Here is a 14880-nt window from a genome sequence, read left to right as displayed (position 1 = left end):
ACGAATGACCCCGCAACGAACGAAGCGAGCCCCGGTGCCGCGCCAAGGGCGACGCGCCGCAAGGGGACAGCAACCTCCGCGCGGGCCAAAGCCCGGCGCGGCGCGCGATGAAGGACCGCAGCGCATCGCCAAGCTGCTCGCCCGAGCCGGAGTCGCATCGCGCCGCGACATTGAGCGGATGATCGCCGAAGGGCGGATCGCGCTGAATGGCGAGAAGCTGACAACGCCGGCAACGCTGCTCGAAAATCTGCAGGGGGTGACGGTCGATGGCCAGCCGGTAAAGCCCGCCGGAGCGGCGCGGCTTTTCCTTTTCTACAAGCCCGCGGGATGCCTCACGGCAGCTCGAGATCCCAAGGGGCGGCCGACGATTTATGACAAGCTGCCGGCGGGGCTGCCGAGGCTGATGCCGGTCGGCCGGCTCGACTATATGACCGAGGGGCTGCTGCTGCTGACCAACGACGGTGAATTGAAACGCCAGCTAGAACTGCCCAGCACCGGTGTAGTCCGCCGCTATCGGGCCCGGGCGTTCGGCGATGTCACCCAGGCCCAGCTCGAGGCACTGTCCGAGGGCGTCACCATTGACGGCATTCGCTACGGATCGATCGACGCCAACCTCGAACGCCGAACCGGGCGCAACTGCTGGATCGAGATGGCGTTGACCGAAGGCAAGAACCGCGAGGTCCGAAACGTCCTCGCCCACCTCGGCCTCCAGGTCTCGCGCCTGATCCGGATCAGCTATGGCCCTTTCACTGTCGAAGGACTTCAAGCGGGCAATATCGGCGAGGTGCAGCGCGAACAGCTGTTCCGATTCCGCCAGACTTTAAAATGAGGATCATTTCCGGCGAGTGGCGCGGGCGAAAGCTGGTGGCGCCTGCGGGACAGCAAACCCGCCCGACCGCCGACCGGACTCGCGAGACCCTTTTCTCGATGCTCACCAGCCGTCTTGGCAGCTTCGATCGGCTGAGGGTCGCGGACCTTTACGCAGGGAGCGGTGCGCTCGGCCTGGAAGCTCTCTCGCGCGGCGCCGATCTTGCGACCTTTGTTGAGAACGACCGTGCCGCATTGAAGGCCATCGAGGCCAATGCCGCTGCGCTGGGCGCAGGCAATCGCATCTCGATCCGGGCGACGTCAGCCGCGGCCCTCTCCGCCGCCGAACCCTTTGACCTGATACTCGCCGATCCGCCCTACCAGCCAGGATCCGGCACCGCCGCCGCGGAAGCAGTGGCGAAGGCGCAATGGCTTGCGCCATGCGGCTGGATGGCGGTCGAGACCGAGCGCGGCGACGAGGTCAGCCCTCCCGACGGCTGGACGATCGAAGTCGAGCGAAACGTCGGCCGAGCGCGACTGACGTTACTCAGACGATCAGGCTGAGGATTTCTTCGACGCCTTTTTGACCTCGGAAAATTCGGAAATCAGTCGCGCTCCGATGGCGGCTGCGGCCGCTTTGCCCGCGGCCTTCACGGCCTTGGACGAAGCATGCTTCTTCCCTTTGGAGAAATTCTCGTCGGCGATCGCGGCAACCGCTGCGATGGCGCCGATGGCGAGAAGTTCGCCGACCAGCGGATTGCCGGCCAGTTTCCAGAGGATGTCGACGCCCTTGCCATCGGCCTTGGACTTCTTGGCCTTCTTGGATCCAGCAGGCTTGGCCTTGAGCGTGACGGCCTTGGCGGGCGCCTTGGGAGCCTTCTTCACCTTTTTCGGCGCCTTGGCCGTCGTCGCTTTCGCCATGCTCAAATACCTTCCTTGTGGTGACTGCTACTCCGGCCGCGGTTCCTTCTCGACCATCCAGGTCTGGCCCTTGCTGACCAGCGCCTGAAGGTCGGCGGTCTTGCCCTTCGATGCGGCCTCATTCTGCACCAGCACCGCGCTGTCGAAGGTCGGTGCCGGGTCCTCATAAAGGACGCCGAGCGCGACCGGGAAACTGGCGGCCGGCATTTCGGCCAACATGTGAGCGACCGCACGGTTCCGCGGATCGTGAACAAGGACTTCGTCGCTGTCGCCTTCGACGACCTTCAGCATGTGACGATCCATGTCGAGCGCCAGGCCCTTGGACCCGCCGGCGAACAGCATCTTCTCCCCCGCGACCAGCCACAATTGCTTCTCGGCCGCGACGCCCTTGTCGGTGAAGGAGGCGAACACGTCGTCATTATAGACGACGCAATTCTGGTAGATTTCGACGAAGCTTGAGCCGCGATGGGCATGGGCGGCCTTGAGCACGTCGACGAGGTTCTTGTGAACGTCGATGCCCCGCGCAACGAACCGAGCGCCCGACCCCAATGCAAAGGCGCAGGGGTTGGCCGGGCGGTCGACCGAGCCGAACGGGGTCGATGGGCTGCGCGTGCCAATCCGCGAGGTCGGCGAATATTGGCCCTTGGTCAGCCCGTAGATCTCATTGTTGAACAGGAGCAGCTGGCAATCGAGATTGCGCCTGAGCAGGTGCATGGTGTGGTTGCCGCCGATCGACAGCGCATCGCCGTCGCCGGTGATGATCCACACGTCGAGCTCCGGATTGGCGAGCTTGGTTCCAGTCGCAACGGCGCAGGCGCGGCCATGGATCGTGTGGAAGCCGTAGCTCGCCATATAATAGGGAAAGCGGCTGGAGCAGCCGATGCCGCTAATGAACACCGTCTTTTCCCGCGCCGTTCCGAGGTCGGGCATGGTCCGCTGAACCGCTTTCAGGACAGCATAGTCACCGCACCCCGGGCACCAGCGCACCTCCTGGTCGGACGCCCAGTCCTTGGCGGTAGTGATTTTCGCGACTTCGTTCATACGAGATAACCGTTGAGCCAGAGATAAAGGAACACCACCAGGATCAGCATGGCGATCAGCGGCCAGGGGTTGATCGGTTTCATGGCCGCGCGCCCTTAACTTCACTATTTTCATGGGGACGGGTGCCCTGAAGTGTGAAGTTAGCGGTCATGCCAGCGCACCCTCGATCGCCGTTTCGATCTCGGCAATCGTGAAAGGCTGGCCCGACACTTTATTGACCGGGCGGGCGTCGACAAGGAACTGGTCGCGCAGCAGGGTCTTCAATTGTCCGCTGTTCATCTCGGGCACGATTATGCGCTCAAAGCCCTTTAGTAGGACAGCCAAATTCTTTGGGAAGGGCGCGATGTAACGGATGTGAATGTGGCTGACATCGAGCCCCCTCGCCCGCGCCCGCCGAACCGCCTGGTGGATCGGGCCGAAGGTCGAGCCCCAGCCGACCACGGCGAGCTTGCCGCTGTCGTTGCCGATGCAGACGCCCTGGTCGCAGATCGAATCCGCGACGGACGCGACCTTGGCGGCGCGTAGCCGGGTCATTTCGGCATGCGCCTCAGCGGAATAGTCGATGTTGCCGGTGCCGGGGTTCTTTTCTATCCCGCCGATGCGATGTTCGAGGCCCGGCGTGCCCGGCTTGATCCACGGCCGCGCGAGGTCGGCATTGCGCTGGTAAGGCATGACCTCGTCGTTATCGGGTTCAAGCGCAGAACCTTCGGCGAACTTGACCGGGAACGGCTTGTAGTTCGCCATATCCGGCACCTTCCACGGCTCCGCCGCATTGGCGATATAGCCGTCGGTCAAAAGCATCACCGGGGTCATGTAGCGGGTCGCAATGCGCACCGCCTCGATCCCACAATCGAATGCGTCGGCGGGCGAGCGGGCAGCGATCACCGGCAGCGGCGCGTCACCGTTACGGCCATAGACCGCCTGATAGAGGTCGGACTGCTCGGTCTTGGTCGGAAGGCCGGTCGACGGTCCTCCGCGCTGCGAATTGATGATGACCAGCGGCAATTCCGTCATCACCGCCAACCCCATCGCCTCGCCCTTCAGCGCGATTCCGGGGCCGGACGAGGAGGTGACGCCCAGGTGGCCGGCATAGCTGGCGCCCAGCGCGGCGCAGATCGCGGCGATCTCATCTTCCGCCTGGAAGGTGGTGATGTCATATTCCTTGAGCCGCGACAGATGATGGAGGATCGGGCTGGCCGGAGTGATCGGATAGCTTCCGAAGAACATCGGCAAGCCTGCCAGCTGAGCCCCAGCGATAATACCCAGCGACAGCGATTCCGCGCCCGTGACGGTGCGATACAAGCCCGGCTCGGCCGGCGCCGGCGCGATATGGCGCTGGTGAACGTGCGCGCCGATTTCGACCGTCTCGCCATAGGCATGGCCGGCGTTCAACGCAGCGATATTGGCTTCGGCAAGCTCCGGCTTCTTGGCGAACTTAGAGTTTAGCCAGTCGACGATCGGCTGGCGATCGCGGTCGAACATCCACAGCGCAAGGCCAAGCGTCCACATATTCTTGCAGCGCAGCGCCTCCTTGTTGCCGAGGCCGAACGGCTTCACCGCATCCAGGGTCAGCTGCGAAATGTTGAAATGGACCAGCTGCCACTTGGCGAGGCTGCCGTCCTCCAGCGGGTTGGCGTCATAGCCCGCCTTGGCGAGGTTGCGCGGGGTGAACTCGCCTTCGTCTGCGATGATCAAACCGCCTTCGCGAAGCGCGGTGGCGTTCATCTTGAGCGCCGCGGGGTTCATCGCGACCAGCACGTCGGGCTGGTCGCCCGCGGTGTCGATGGCCGATGAGCCGAAATTGATCTGGAAGGCGGAGACGCCGAAGGTCGTGCCCTGCGGTGCGCGGATCTCTGCCGGAAAATCGGGAAAGGTGGCGAGATCGTTGCCGGCCAGCGCGGTCGACAAGGTGAACTGGCCGCCGGTCAGCTGCATGCCGTCGCCGCTGTCCCCGGCAAAGCGGACAACGACCGCTTCAAGCGGCGGATGGGCGCGGGCTTCCTTTTCGGTCGTCAAATGAGTGGCCGTGGCCATGATCGTCCTTCAGTGTAGGGTTTGAAACCTACAATAGGACCGCGAGGTGCGTTTCGCCACCTTCTTTGACAATCCCAGCTTCCTCGACGGTGTGCCAGTTGCTCGCTCCAATGGCCGGAATGGGTGGAAAGCGGACGTAAGCGCACGCTCCCGCCTTTCCTTTTCCCTGTGGTTCATGGACAAGGCGGCCGATAGGGGGCGTCATGATCTACAAGAGGGTGGCGGCGCGGCTGAGAGCGCAGGACTGGGTGGCGATCACCATCGAGCTAGCCATCGTCGTCGTCGGCGTTTTCCTCGGCACGCAAGCGAACAATTGGAACCAGGCACGGATCGACCGTGCATCCGCAAGCGAATATCGGCGGGAAATCATAGACGATTTGAAGGACAATGAGGCGGATCTCGAGACGCGCCAGGCGTATTACCGAGAGGTCCGAAGGCACGCCGTCGCCGCCCTTGCAGCGATTGAAGCACCCTCCCCCCAGCTTGCAGAGCCCTTCCTGATCGATGCCTATCAAGCAAGCCAGGTATGGCTCCGTCCATTGGTACGCACGGGTTATGATGAGATGATCGGAGCCGGCTTCAGCGGCGGCATTGGCAATCGGGAGAGCAGATTGCGCCTGTCTGCATATTATACGCAGATGGGACAGATCGACTCCAACGCCACCAGCACAACGTCATACCGCGAACGACTTCGGCATGCGATGCCATATGTGGTTCAATTGGCGGTCCAGCACAGCTGCGGCGATCAAGTAACTACCTTGCCTGGCGGATCGCTGGTCTCGGTTCTGCCCCCTTCCTGCACGCTGGAATTGAACCGGAAGATGGTCGAGCTCGCTGTGTCCCGCCTACAGGCGGCCAAGCTGAACGAGGACCTGACCCGCCATATCGGCGACATCGATCAGAGACTGGCGGGGTTCGAACGAGTTGGTCGGCTGGCGCACGAGAATCGACTTCATTTGCAGCAAATGGAATCGCGATAGCGGGGGGCTCGACAAGCCTTGGGGTGCACAGGAGAGGGCTTGCCCTCTCGCCTAAAGACTATTTCTAATGCGACCGCGCTAATGTCCGCTTTGGGTGGAAAACGGTCATTAGCTACAGGACGGGTTTTGTCGTTCGCCTGCATTTGAAGTTCGAACTTTCGTAGCCGCCGTCCGGATAGGCGCTAATGAAAGTAGCCCTAAGACCTCCATCGTCGCCGAACGACGTTGACAGCTTCGGGCTGCCTAGTCCGCCTAGGTGCCAATGGACAAACCATTGGCCGTTGCCGTTGCGTTCAACGTGGCCGTCTAGGCCGTTCAGGCGGATGCGGGGAAATGGTTTGCTGTCGAAGTTCACCTGCAAGGTGAAACGGTCAGGTTGTGGAACACCGCTGTCGATGCAGAAGCGGTCCGGCCCGCAGTGCCCCGTACCGCCATATAGGCAAGCAAAACTCCCCACGGGTTCTTCGGCCGCGCTGACGGGGCTGCTGGCGAACGCTACGAGCAAGGCAAGGGCTACGACACGCATACTGCCGGTGCTGACAGCGAATGGTTGCCGAAACCTGAAAACCCTAATGACCGGTTTGGGTCGAAAGTTGCCATTAGATCGATGGCGGTAAAGTTTGAGTGGAAAACCTACTCGGGTCCCAGCAGGTCAATCAAACTCGACGGTATGGTGGCCGTGGAAGAGGTTGCTTGGATCGTAGCTACGTTTAGCGCGTGCTAGCCGCTGATAATTTTCTCCCCAATAGGCAGTCTTCCAATGGGCATCGAAGTAGTTGGCTTCTGACACGTAGCAGCCGGCATTCGGCGCTAACCGGCGGATTGCCGCCATCGCAGCAGTTACGTGACTCGCTTCTTGCCGTCCTCGTACGATGTCTGGTTCATGACCGGGAATCCCCGGCCATGCGGGCTTCGCGTCCGCCGCACAAATGAGCAGGGCGAAGGCATCGAGCACTTCCGGATTGGTTGCCGTACGTCGCGTCGCGGTGAGCGCTTCGGTCGATCCGCCGGCCAGGCCTTTGTTCGTATGCAGTGATACCGGCCAGTAATTTGACGCTTTGACGAGTGCATCTGCCAACGACTGACGGCGGTGCGGACGAAGAAGATCCTTTGAGAGCCAGACCGATTCATATGCATTCAGAATCTGACCCGCCTCGCCTAGGTTAGTCGCCCAGAATACATTGTCCGGCGATGCATCGGGGCGATCGTCTTGGAGCACGATGCCGGATAAGCCTCGAAGACTCGCTGGGTCCCAGAATTTCGATCCGGGTATTGCGATCAATAGCGGCTCGCCAGCGAGTGCGTAGTCATTGGGTCGCTCGGCGACCCACGACAGGAAGGGTCGCCAAACTGCTTCCACTTGGTTTTGGTCGAGGCCGTGGCAAACCATTGCAATGCTGAGCTTTCGGCCCGGAGCAAAGCGTATCTGCTCGCCCCAAGTCGAGTTGAACAAGTTGTCCGAGTAAAACGACAGGATCCGATCAACCAAAGTGCGCCACGCGAGCTCCGACTTTGCGGCGATTCCGAATAGCGAAGCTCCGATGAACGAGGGTAAGGGATGTGTCTTGAGCGTCATTCTGGTGACGACGCCGAACGTTCCGCCCCCTCCCCCTCGCAGAGCGAAAAACAGCTCAGGCTCAACATGCTCATTGACTATTCGGACTCTACCGTCCGCAGTGACCACTTCCGCTTCGAGTAAGTTTGCAGCGCCGGTGCCGAACGCCTTGGACAGCGATCCAAAACCGCCGCCCTGAACAAAGCCCGCTACTCCTACAGTAAGGCATCCGCCTCCCTGCACGTACCGACCTGACCGTGTCACCTTATCGTAAACTCGGCCCCAGATTGCCCCAGCACCTACGGAGACAGCGGGCACAGCTGGCGCGCTGCTGGGCCAACCTTCGCCTCGAAAGCTGTCGTGCAGTTGCATCCCGTCCATCCGCCGAGTCCAGACTAGAAGCGAGCCGGCCGCGTTGGAATTACCGAAATAACTGTGGCCGCCGCCTTTCACGACAAGACGCACGCCAGACTGCCGAGCGAAATCCACGGCGGCCGCAATGTCCGAACTGCTCTCCGCGGCAACGGCCATGGCGCTAGGCTGGGATGTCCAGGCGTCGATCCACCCGAGCGTCTGAGTGAGGCTGGGTTCGTCACCGAGGTAATAAGGATTCTTTATTCGCCTGAACAATTCCTCAGATCCGGCACCACCCGCATCGGCCACAGCCGCGAGCGGCGACTGGACGGCAATCAACCGCTCCTGGACCTTACTACGCAACAGGGACCAGTCGATGTGGTGCGAACGGTCTGTCGGTTTGGCGAACAATGACTTTGGCAAGGCAGCCGCCGCAGCGGTGCCGCCAAGCAGTCTTACGAAATCTCTGCGAAGCATACCCGGAAGGTTGCAGCATTTGTGAATGACCGCAATGGGTCGAAAACAGACATTCGCCTAATGACCGGAATGGGTGGAAAGTGGACGCCTTATTGTACGGCCACTTCAGCACTGTCTTTGCGCAGCGGCGGTGGCGTCCCGGGAATCGTTCCTCCCCCTGCGCACGGTGGCTCGTCAGGGTTTGTCCAGTTTACCTTCGGTGGATTGACGCAGGTTGAGACCTTTACCACCCCCCCACCTGGCACAAGGGCGTTGAATACCGCTTCTTTTGGCACAGGGAAGTAAGGAGGAAGAGGGGCGCCATTCTCAATGGCTTTGTTGCACCATTCCGGCATTCTCCACCAACACGTGCCCCTATAGTAGCCGGCGCCGGGGGCTTTTTCACAATATTTAATAGACCCAGGAGGTCCGTGTTGGGAACAATGGTCACTTGTATCGCAGTGATAAGGATCGCGCCACCGATACATTAGACAGGCCCCACCTAAGCCCTCGTCTGTGTTCATTCCTTGGCCAGCCATCACTTCTTCATAATAAGCAATAGCTCGTACCTCGTAGGTACCGCCAACGTCGGGAGGGACCTTATTTACGTCTTTATGGATAATTATTTGCCCGACGCGGATCGCCATTTCGGCTGCGGCGGCGGATGCTGCAGTTGCCAAGATACCGACCCCGAGAATCAGCAGCTTTTGTCTTAGAGACATTTCGTCGCTCCCCACTAACGGAGGTCCGAGCTATCATTGCATTTACGTAATGACATGTCCTCGCACAAGTCCTGAACCCGCTTTGGTCTAATGACCGCAATGGGTCGAAAGCGGTCATTAGTCGCCGCCGCTAGCCTCGCTTCGAATCTTTCGCCTCTTGACCCGCACGCCATCCGGCGTGCCAGGATTGTTGCATCATGCCGCTTCCATAGGGGCAAGCGCTGAGAGGCTCATTGTGCTTCCCAGCCTTATGGCCCTCGGACCACGCTCGATCATGCGGACTAGCCATTCAACCTCCATGCTTTGCGCTAAGCATAGCACGTGAAGCCGCCCGCTCTAATGGCCTCAATAGGTAGAAAGCGGCCGTCTGCCCTAGCGGATGGAACTGGCCCCGATCGCGCTGCTAATCGACGATAAAGAGCTTGGCCCCGGTATCGGTAGTGGATCGATGCGCCGCATCGCCGGAGTCGGAGACTTGGTAGCTCATGCCGGGGGTCATTCGAAATCGACGTCCGTCCTTCAGTTCCGTGACGAGCTCGCCTTCAAGAACCAAAAGAATGTGGCCCTTGTCGCACCAATGATCCGCGACGTAGCCGGCGCTATATTCGACGTGTCGCACGCGAACATCGCCGATCGCCATGGTACGCCAAAGGGCGTGCCCGGTTTCCCCGGGATGCTCGGTCACCGGCACAACGTCCCAATCCACGACCTGGAAAGCTGAAACAGGCAGTTGCATGTGATGGGTCCTCCGGGCTTCTTCAAACGTGTGAGACTTGCTAGCGAGCGGCGACAGCAGCAGCCAACTAATCCCGGTTGGAGGCCCATAAGCACAGCTCATCGTCGAATGCCCGCAATGGGAGGCGTGTCGAAATCGCCTCGCATGCGCAACGATTGCTGGGTTCCCGCTTTCGCGGGAATGACGAAATGGAGTTGAGTATTCGCTAGACGGCCGGACGACCCGCGTCGCCGGTTACTGCCCGGCGATCGCCACCGCCTTGTTCGGCGACTGCCTGTCCCAGCCGTAGACGTCCTTGTTATAGGCGATCTTGCCGGCATCGGGCAGCGCCGTCAGGTAAGTGACGTAAATCGGCACGCCCTGCGGGAAAGGAACGGTCAGCTCCGCCGTCGTATCTTCCGGCCTCGCCGGGCGCCCCATCATCCAGCTTCCGAAATCGGCGGCCCGTTCCAGGCGAATGCAGCCATTGCTGAGCGTACGCGTCGCTTCCTTGAAATATTCCTTGTGCGGCGTGTCGTGGAGATAGATGCCGAGCCCGTTTTCGAACGGAAACTTCATTTTGCCCATGGAATTCGCGCCGGTCGGCTTCTGCCGAAGCAAGGCATGAGCGGTGCCGGCGGCAACCGCCTTCCAGTCGACCGTGGCCGGGTCGACGATAACCGGGTTGCTCGACCAGCTGGCGACGACCTCATATTTGTTGCCCTTCAGCGCGCCCGGCCCGAGCTTCGCCGCGGCCGGCGCGATGTTGCGGCGGACGAGGTGGTCCGGCACATGCCAATAGGGGTTGTAAATGGCGTAATACATGACGCCCGCGAGCATCGGTGTCCGCAGGCTGTCGCCGCTCCTTGGTTCGATTTCATTCTTGCCGACGACGACTTTCATCGTGTCCACCGGAGCACCGTTTTCGTACATCCACAGCCGCGCAGACGCGATGTCGATCAGCACGAACTTGCTCGACGGCGACTTGAACCGCGCGCGCGACAGGTTGAGCGCAAGAAGGGCCGATTGCCCGCCGTCCGGAAGCTTCGCCTCTTCGAGCGCAGCCTGGCGAAGCTGGGCATAGACCGGGTTGAGGTTCCACACGGTGTTTACATGCTCAGCAAGGGACGGGGCGCGGGCGGCAGTGGCGAGGATCGATTCCCCGCTTGGGGGCCTCGCGCGCACCCAATTGTCACCATAGGTCATGCCGGGGATTGGCGTGTAGAGCGACTGGACATAATCGATCAGCGACTGCGACATCAGGCGGTCGGCGCTGTTTACGGCGGCCGCATTGCCTCCCTGGGCAGTAGCGATCGCAGCCTCGATCTGGGTTGCGAGCGCCGGCCCGCGGGTGAATCCGTCGATCGGCGCATCGCGCAGCAATTGGACCAGCGCGACCTGGGCCTCGCGGTTCGACATCCACAGGAGCGCGTCCTTTCGCGCCGAATAGAAGCGATCGACCGGCGTGAAATTGCGCACGACCACAGGGGCCGCCACCGGCACCGGCTCCGGCCGCTTCTTGGCATACGCCGGCGTTGAGCCAATCACGGCGGCAAGGAGGACAAGCCTGTAGGTCGCTGAAATCACGGTTATTCCCCGATGTTGATCAATGGCGAATATAACGCATTGGCTTAACCTGTGCTGCATCATCCTCAACGCCCCGTCAACCAAAGTGGCGAGTGTGACCTCGACGCCACTCTTCGCCGGGTCGGGCTGCTCCGCGTAGGGGGAGCGAGAGCATGCGCACGGCCATTTATCGATGCGACCTCCGCGCCTTAATCCTTCAAGAAACGGCCCGGGCACCCCATCTATGTTGTTGGTAACGGGGCTATTGCAAAGGAGTCCCTGATGCTCGGCAAATCGCTTTTGATATTCTCCGCCGTCGCCCTGGCCGCCGTTCCCGGCTCGGCCGAAGCACGAAGCGATGCCGTTGTCGGCAGTTCCCCGGCCCGCAACGATTTGAACAGCCACGCCGACGACTTTGGATATCATCCCGGCCGCCGCAGCTTCTACAGCTATCCGCGACACCGCCACATCGACGGAGGGGGCGAAGCCGGCGGCTCTTTCGCCCGGCCCCTCTCCGGTCGCCATGAGGGTTCGCCCAACTATGACGGCAATTATGGATCGCCCTATTATGGCATCAATTATGGCGCGCCCTATTACGGCTGCGGCTATTATGATGGCGGCGTTTACTACCGGGAGCGTCGGGACTGAGTCAGGGTGGAGGAGGCGCAGGATGGATCGATTCACCGGCGGTTGCCTGTGCGGCGAAGTCCGAATTGCTGCGTCTGGACCGCCATACCGGGTCGGCCTCTGTCACTGTCTCGATTGCCGCAAGCATCATGGAGCCCTGTTTCACGCTTCCGCGGTGTTTCCTGAGGAGGCGGTGACGATCGATGGCGAAACAGGCGAGTATGCCGGGCGGCATTTCTGTCGGCGCTGCGGATCGTCCGTATTCGGGCGTACCGCCGACGAAATCGAAGTGAACCTGGGTTCCCTGGATGCCCCCGACCAGTTGGTACCAACTTACGAGAGTTGGATCATCCGCCGCGAATCCTGGTTGCCGCCGTTTTCGCTCAAGAGACGATATGACCGCGATCGTGACCCTACTGGCCGCTTCGAGGATTAGGCCGAACAGAACCCCGACTGGCCCTGGCAAAGCCTGCATCACGCGTAAGGGGTTATCCTTATGGCCCGCACAATGGCGCGATAATAGATTTGAACAATGGAAAAGGTCGAACGACTGCATCGCCACGCGAAACAATGCCGGGCCTTAGCCGATAGCGCCCTAAGGGCGGAGGCCCGCAAGGTCCTGCTGGAAATGGCGCGGGAGTATGAAGACAGAGCCACAAGCTTGCAGGCGGTAATTAACGGCCGGACGGACCCGCCGTTCCTGTGGTCCTCATCAATACAGTAGCGCGAAATCGGTGAATTGCGGTTGTTCGGCCCGCTAGAGCCAGGACTTTATCGTAAACGTCAGAAACAGCAGCGACGCGGCGAACATGACGGCGGTGGCGGACCATCCGAGTATCTTCGTGCGCCTCGACGCCGTCAGCCGGCCCATTGCGCGCGGATTGCTGATGATCAACATCATCGCCGCCATCAGGGGCGCGGCCAGGATGCCGTTCACAACAGCAGCCCAATAGAGAGCGCGCGCGGGATCGATACCGACCAGGCTGAGCGACGCGCCTGCAAGGGTAGTGATCGCGATTGTCGCATAGAATAGCCGCGCCTTGAGCGGCTTGGCATCGAGGCTGCCCGGAAAGCCGGTCATTTCCGTTACCGCATAGGCTGCCGAGCCGGCCAATACGGGCACGGCCAGCAGACCCGTGCCGATGATGCCCACGGCGAACATGGCGAATGCGAACTGGCCGGCAATGGGGCGAAGCGCTTCGGCGGCCTGCTGCGACGTGGCGATGTCGTGGATGCCATTGGCGTGCAATGTCGCTGCCGTAGCGAACACGATGGCAAGGCTGACGATTGTGCTGAACGCCATGCCGGTAAGCGTGTCCAACCGGATGCGCCTAAGCTCTGGACCGGCCTCGCCCGGCGTAATGCACAGCGCCTTGACGTGGTGCCGGCGCTGTTCCTCGATTTCCTGCGACGCCTGCCAGAAGAACAAGTAGGGGCTGATGGTCGTCCCGAGGATTGCGACCAATGCCGTGGCATAGGCCACGTTCCACTGTATTTCCGGCACAACCAGGGAGCGAAGCGCCTGCGCCCAGGGCACATGCGCGACCATAACCACGCCGACATAGGTGAAGAGTGTCAGCGTGGTCCATTTCAGGACCGAGGCGTAGCGCGGGTAGCTGATCGCGACTTCAAGAGTAATGCAGAGGATGCCGAAGAGGAGCGTGTAGAGCACCTCGTTACCACCCGCCAGAAGCGCCAACGCGGCTCCCATCGCGCTGAGATCGGCGCCAAGATTTACGACATTGGCGACGAGCAACAGCCCAACCATCCACCTCAACAGGCCTCGATAATGCCGCTTCAAATTGCGGGCGATGCCGACGCCGGTAACCCGGCCGATATCGGCAGCAACCTCCTGAATGACCACCATCAGCGGAAAGCTGAGAACGAACGTCCAGGCGAGGCCGTAGCCAAATTCGGCGCCAACCTGGCTGTGCGTGCCGATACCGCTGGGATCGTCGTCGGCGGCGCCAGTGACGAGCCCAGGACCGAGTGTTTTCAGGAATGATCGAAATCCGTTCCGGTTGGTCTCTGGATTTTCGGCAGGCTCCATTGCCGAACTCTGGCGGCTATGAGCCTTAACCGCAACTCAGGCCGGCGACAGGCGTTGTCGAGCTTCGGTGCGTCCTTCGGCGACGATCTTCGTAATAACGCGTAATGCCCGATTGGATTTTGCCGCTCATAGAGAGCGGATGTTCAGGCGTTTTCCCATGACATGGGCGGCCTTTCATGAACCCGGGGGCGCATTCGAACGCCTGGGTATCACATGAGGGAATCGCAAATCTCGACAGTCGAAAGGGCCAGCACTGGTCTGGCCAGCCTTGTGACCGAAGCGATCAGCCTTGCGGTCGGCAAAGTTCAGATCTTGTCCGACATATCGGTCCATGTGGATCAGAATGAAGTCGTCGGCCTGCTGGGACGCGACGGCGCCGGCAAGACGAGCTTGTTCCAGCTATTGGCAGGCTTGGTAGCGCCTGATTCCGGCAGGATCATCCTGGACGGCCAGGACATAACGGCACAGGTGGCAGATGATCGCGTGCACCACGGACTTTCCTACTTGCCCGAAGAGCCAAGCGTCTTTCGAGAGCTGAGTGTCGAAGAAAACATCGAACTGGCACTCAGCTTCTCGGAGCCCGATCCGGATGCTCGATCGACGCGGCTCGAGGAGTTGCTGGAAGCCTTTCAGCTGCAGCGGGTCAGGGGGCAATGGGCGGAGAGCGTGTCGGGAGGGGAGCGGCGACGTTGCGAAGTCGCCAGGGCCATGGCGACCCATCCCGCCATCATGATGCTCGACGAGCCCTTCCGCGGTCTGGATCCGATGTCGGTCAGGGAAGTAACCCGGACCGTTGCATCGCTTAAGGAGCAGAAGATCGGCGTTCTCATCAGCGATTACGACCTGCACGATCTCTTCGGGCTTATCGATCGCGCATATGTGCTTCACGAGGGGGGCGTCATTTTCAGCGGGACAGCGACCGAACTGATGAGCGACCCCGTCGTCCGCCACTTGTACCTGGGCAAGAGCTTTTCCCTGTAGCTGTCCGCAAAGGGCAGGCAGGACGATGGCGACATTGCGGCTTGATGCGAACGCCGGCTGCACGCACAACA

Annotated in this window: 15 protein-coding genes; 6 read left to right on the top strand and 9 right to left on the bottom strand. The window is 61.1% G+C overall.

The features are described from left to right. Window positions 1–4: 4 nt before the first annotated feature. Together LVY65_RS00735 and rsmD are read left to right on the top strand one after the other, a co-directional pair. Window positions 5–829: a pseudouridine synthase gene (locus tag LVY65_RS00735; RefSeq protein ID WP_235066102.1), complete on the top strand. Its 825-nt coding sequence runs from the start codon at window positions 5–7 to the stop codon at window positions 827–829. Continuing rightward, window positions 826–1371 carry a 16S rRNA (guanine(966)-N(2))-methyltransferase RsmD gene (gene rsmD / locus LVY65_RS00730; protein WP_235066101.1) on the top strand — a complete coding sequence of 182 codons (546 nt, stop codon included), beginning with the start codon at window positions 826–828 and terminating at the stop codon, window positions 1369–1371. The genes LVY65_RS00735 and rsmD overlap by 4 nt, the downstream gene beginning before the upstream one ends. Here rsmD and LVY65_RS00725 read toward each other — a convergent pair. From LVY65_RS00725 to LVY65_RS00715, 3 genes are all read right to left on the bottom strand, one after another. After that, on the bottom strand, window positions 1363–1728 hold the full coding sequence (locus LVY65_RS00725) for a hypothetical protein (protein ID WP_235066100.1): 366 nt from the start codon (window positions 1726–1728) through the stop codon (window positions 1363–1365). The genes rsmD and LVY65_RS00725 overlap by 9 nt on opposite strands. Window positions 1729–1755: 27 nt before the next feature. After that, the gene (locus tag LVY65_RS00720; protein ID WP_235066099.1) at window positions 1756–2769 is read right to left on the bottom strand and encodes a 2-oxoacid:ferredoxin oxidoreductase subunit beta; all 1014 of its coding nucleotides are present in this window, start codon (window positions 2767–2769) and stop codon (window positions 1756–1758) included. A 147-nt stretch (window positions 2770–2916) separates the two neighbouring features. Further along, window positions 2917–4803 carry a 2-oxoacid:acceptor oxidoreductase subunit alpha gene (locus LVY65_RS00715; protein WP_235066098.1) on the bottom strand — a complete coding sequence of 629 codons (1887 nt, stop codon included), beginning with the start codon at window positions 4801–4803 and terminating at the stop codon, window positions 2917–2919. A 203-nt stretch (window positions 4804–5006) separates the two neighbouring features. Here LVY65_RS00715 and LVY65_RS00710 point away from each other — a divergent pair, with 203 nt between their 5' ends. Then, window positions 5007–5783: a hypothetical protein gene (locus LVY65_RS00710; RefSeq protein ID WP_235066097.1), complete on the top strand. Its 777-nt coding sequence runs from the start codon at window positions 5007–5009 to the stop codon at window positions 5781–5783. Window positions 5784–5895: 112 nt separating this feature from the next. Here the strand turns inward: LVY65_RS00710 and LVY65_RS00705 are convergent, their stop codons facing one another. The 5 genes from LVY65_RS00705 to LVY65_RS00690 form a co-directional block, all read right to left on the bottom strand. After that, window positions 5896–6309 carry a hypothetical protein gene (locus LVY65_RS00705; protein ID WP_235066096.1) on the bottom strand — a complete coding sequence of 138 codons (414 nt, stop codon included), beginning with the start codon at window positions 6307–6309 and terminating at the stop codon, window positions 5896–5898. 126 nt (window positions 6310–6435) lie between these two features. Beyond that, on the bottom strand, window positions 6436–8103 hold the full coding sequence (locus LVY65_RS00700; RefSeq protein ID WP_235066095.1) for an FAD-dependent oxidoreductase: 1668 nt from the start codon (window positions 8101–8103) through the stop codon (window positions 6436–6438). Window positions 8104–9000: 897 nt separating this feature from the next. After that, a complete protein-coding gene (locus LVY65_RS13410) occupies window positions 9001–9159 on the bottom strand; it encodes a ribosome modulation factor (RefSeq protein WP_408021951.1) in 159 nt (52 codons plus the stop codon). Between the two features lie 114 nt (window positions 9160–9273). Continuing rightward, complete coding sequence (locus tag LVY65_RS00695; RefSeq protein WP_235066094.1) at window positions 9274–9606, bottom strand: DHCW motif cupin fold protein; 333 nt, start codon at window positions 9604–9606, stop codon at window positions 9274–9276. A gap of 234 nt (window positions 9607–9840) precedes the next feature. Next, a complete protein-coding gene (locus tag LVY65_RS00690; RefSeq protein ID WP_235066093.1) occupies window positions 9841–11172 on the bottom strand; it encodes a L,D-transpeptidase family protein in 1332 nt (443 codons plus the stop codon). A 261-nt stretch (window positions 11173–11433) separates the two neighbouring features. Between LVY65_RS00690 and LVY65_RS00685 the strand changes: the two genes are divergently transcribed. After that, window positions 11434–11799: a hypothetical protein gene (locus tag LVY65_RS00685; protein ID WP_235066092.1), complete on the top strand. Its 366-nt coding sequence runs from the start codon at window positions 11434–11436 to the stop codon at window positions 11797–11799. Between the two features lie 22 nt (window positions 11800–11821). Further along, window positions 11822–12214: a GFA family protein gene (locus LVY65_RS00680; RefSeq protein ID WP_235066091.1), complete on the top strand. Its 393-nt coding sequence runs from the start codon at window positions 11822–11824 to the stop codon at window positions 12212–12214. Between the two features lie 321 nt (window positions 12215–12535). Here LVY65_RS00680 and LVY65_RS00675 read toward each other — a convergent pair whose 3' ends face one another. Beyond that, window positions 12536–13828, bottom strand: a complete 1293-nt coding sequence (locus LVY65_RS00675) for an NRAMP family divalent metal transporter (protein WP_235066090.1) — start codon at window positions 13826–13828, stop codon at window positions 12536–12538. A gap of 213 nt (window positions 13829–14041) precedes the next feature. Here LVY65_RS00675 and lptB point away from each other — a divergent pair, with 213 nt between their 5' ends. Further along, a complete protein-coding gene (gene lptB, locus LVY65_RS00670; protein WP_235066089.1) occupies window positions 14042–14809 on the top strand; it encodes an LPS export ABC transporter ATP-binding protein in 768 nt (255 codons plus the stop codon). Window positions 14810–14880 lie beyond the last annotated feature (71 nt).

The sequence above is a fragment of the Sphingomonas cremea genome (assembly GCF_021502585.1).
GTDB classification, from domain to species: domain Bacteria; phylum Pseudomonadota; class Alphaproteobacteria; order Sphingomonadales; family Sphingomonadaceae; genus Sphingomicrobium; species Sphingomicrobium cremea.
Note: the sequence above shows the minus strand (reverse complement) of the source record. Positions and strands in the feature narration are given on the sequence as shown.

What these genes read in the sequence shown, in the direction of transcription:
- LVY65_RS00735 (WP_235066102.1), top strand. Translation starts at nt 5, where the DNA reads ATGACCCCGCAACGAACGAAGCGAGCCCCGGTGCCGCGCCAAGGGCGA.
- rsmD (WP_235066101.1), top strand. Translation starts at nt 826, where the DNA reads ATGAGGATCATTTCCGGCGAGTGGCGCGGGCGAAAGCTGGTGGCGCCT.
- LVY65_RS00725 (WP_235066100.1), bottom strand. Translation starts at nt 1,728, where the DNA reads ATGGCGAAAGCGACGACGGCCAAGGCGCCGAAAAAGGTGAAGAAGGCT.
- LVY65_RS00720 (WP_235066099.1), bottom strand. Translation starts at nt 2,769, where the DNA reads ATGAACGAAGTCGCGAAAATCACTACCGCCAAGGACTGGGCGTCCGAC.
- LVY65_RS00715 (WP_235066098.1), bottom strand. Translation starts at nt 4,803, where the DNA reads ATGGCCACGGCCACTCATTTGACGACCGAAAAGGAAGCCCGCGCCCAT.
- LVY65_RS00710 (WP_235066097.1), top strand. Translation starts at nt 5,007, where the DNA reads ATGATCTACAAGAGGGTGGCGGCGCGGCTGAGAGCGCAGGACTGGGTG.
- LVY65_RS00705 (WP_235066096.1), bottom strand. Translation starts at nt 6,309, where the DNA reads ATGCGTGTCGTAGCCCTTGCCTTGCTCGTAGCGTTCGCCAGCAGCCCC.
- LVY65_RS13410 (WP_408021951.1), bottom strand. Translation starts at nt 9,159, where the DNA reads ATGGCTAGTCCGCATGATCGAGCGTGGTCCGAGGGCCATAAGGCTGGG.
- LVY65_RS00695 (WP_235066094.1), bottom strand. Translation starts at nt 9,606, where the DNA reads ATGCAACTGCCTGTTTCAGCTTTCCAGGTCGTGGATTGGGACGTTGTG.
- LVY65_RS00685 (WP_235066092.1), top strand. Translation starts at nt 11,434, where the DNA reads ATGCTCGGCAAATCGCTTTTGATATTCTCCGCCGTCGCCCTGGCCGCC.
- LVY65_RS00680 (WP_235066091.1), top strand. Translation starts at nt 11,822, where the DNA reads ATGGATCGATTCACCGGCGGTTGCCTGTGCGGCGAAGTCCGAATTGCT.
- LVY65_RS00675 (WP_235066090.1), bottom strand. Translation starts at nt 13,828, where the DNA reads ATGGAGCCTGCCGAAAATCCAGAGACCAACCGGAACGGATTTCGATCA.
- lptB (WP_235066089.1), top strand. Translation starts at nt 14,042, where the DNA reads ATGAGGGAATCGCAAATCTCGACAGTCGAAAGGGCCAGCACTGGTCTG.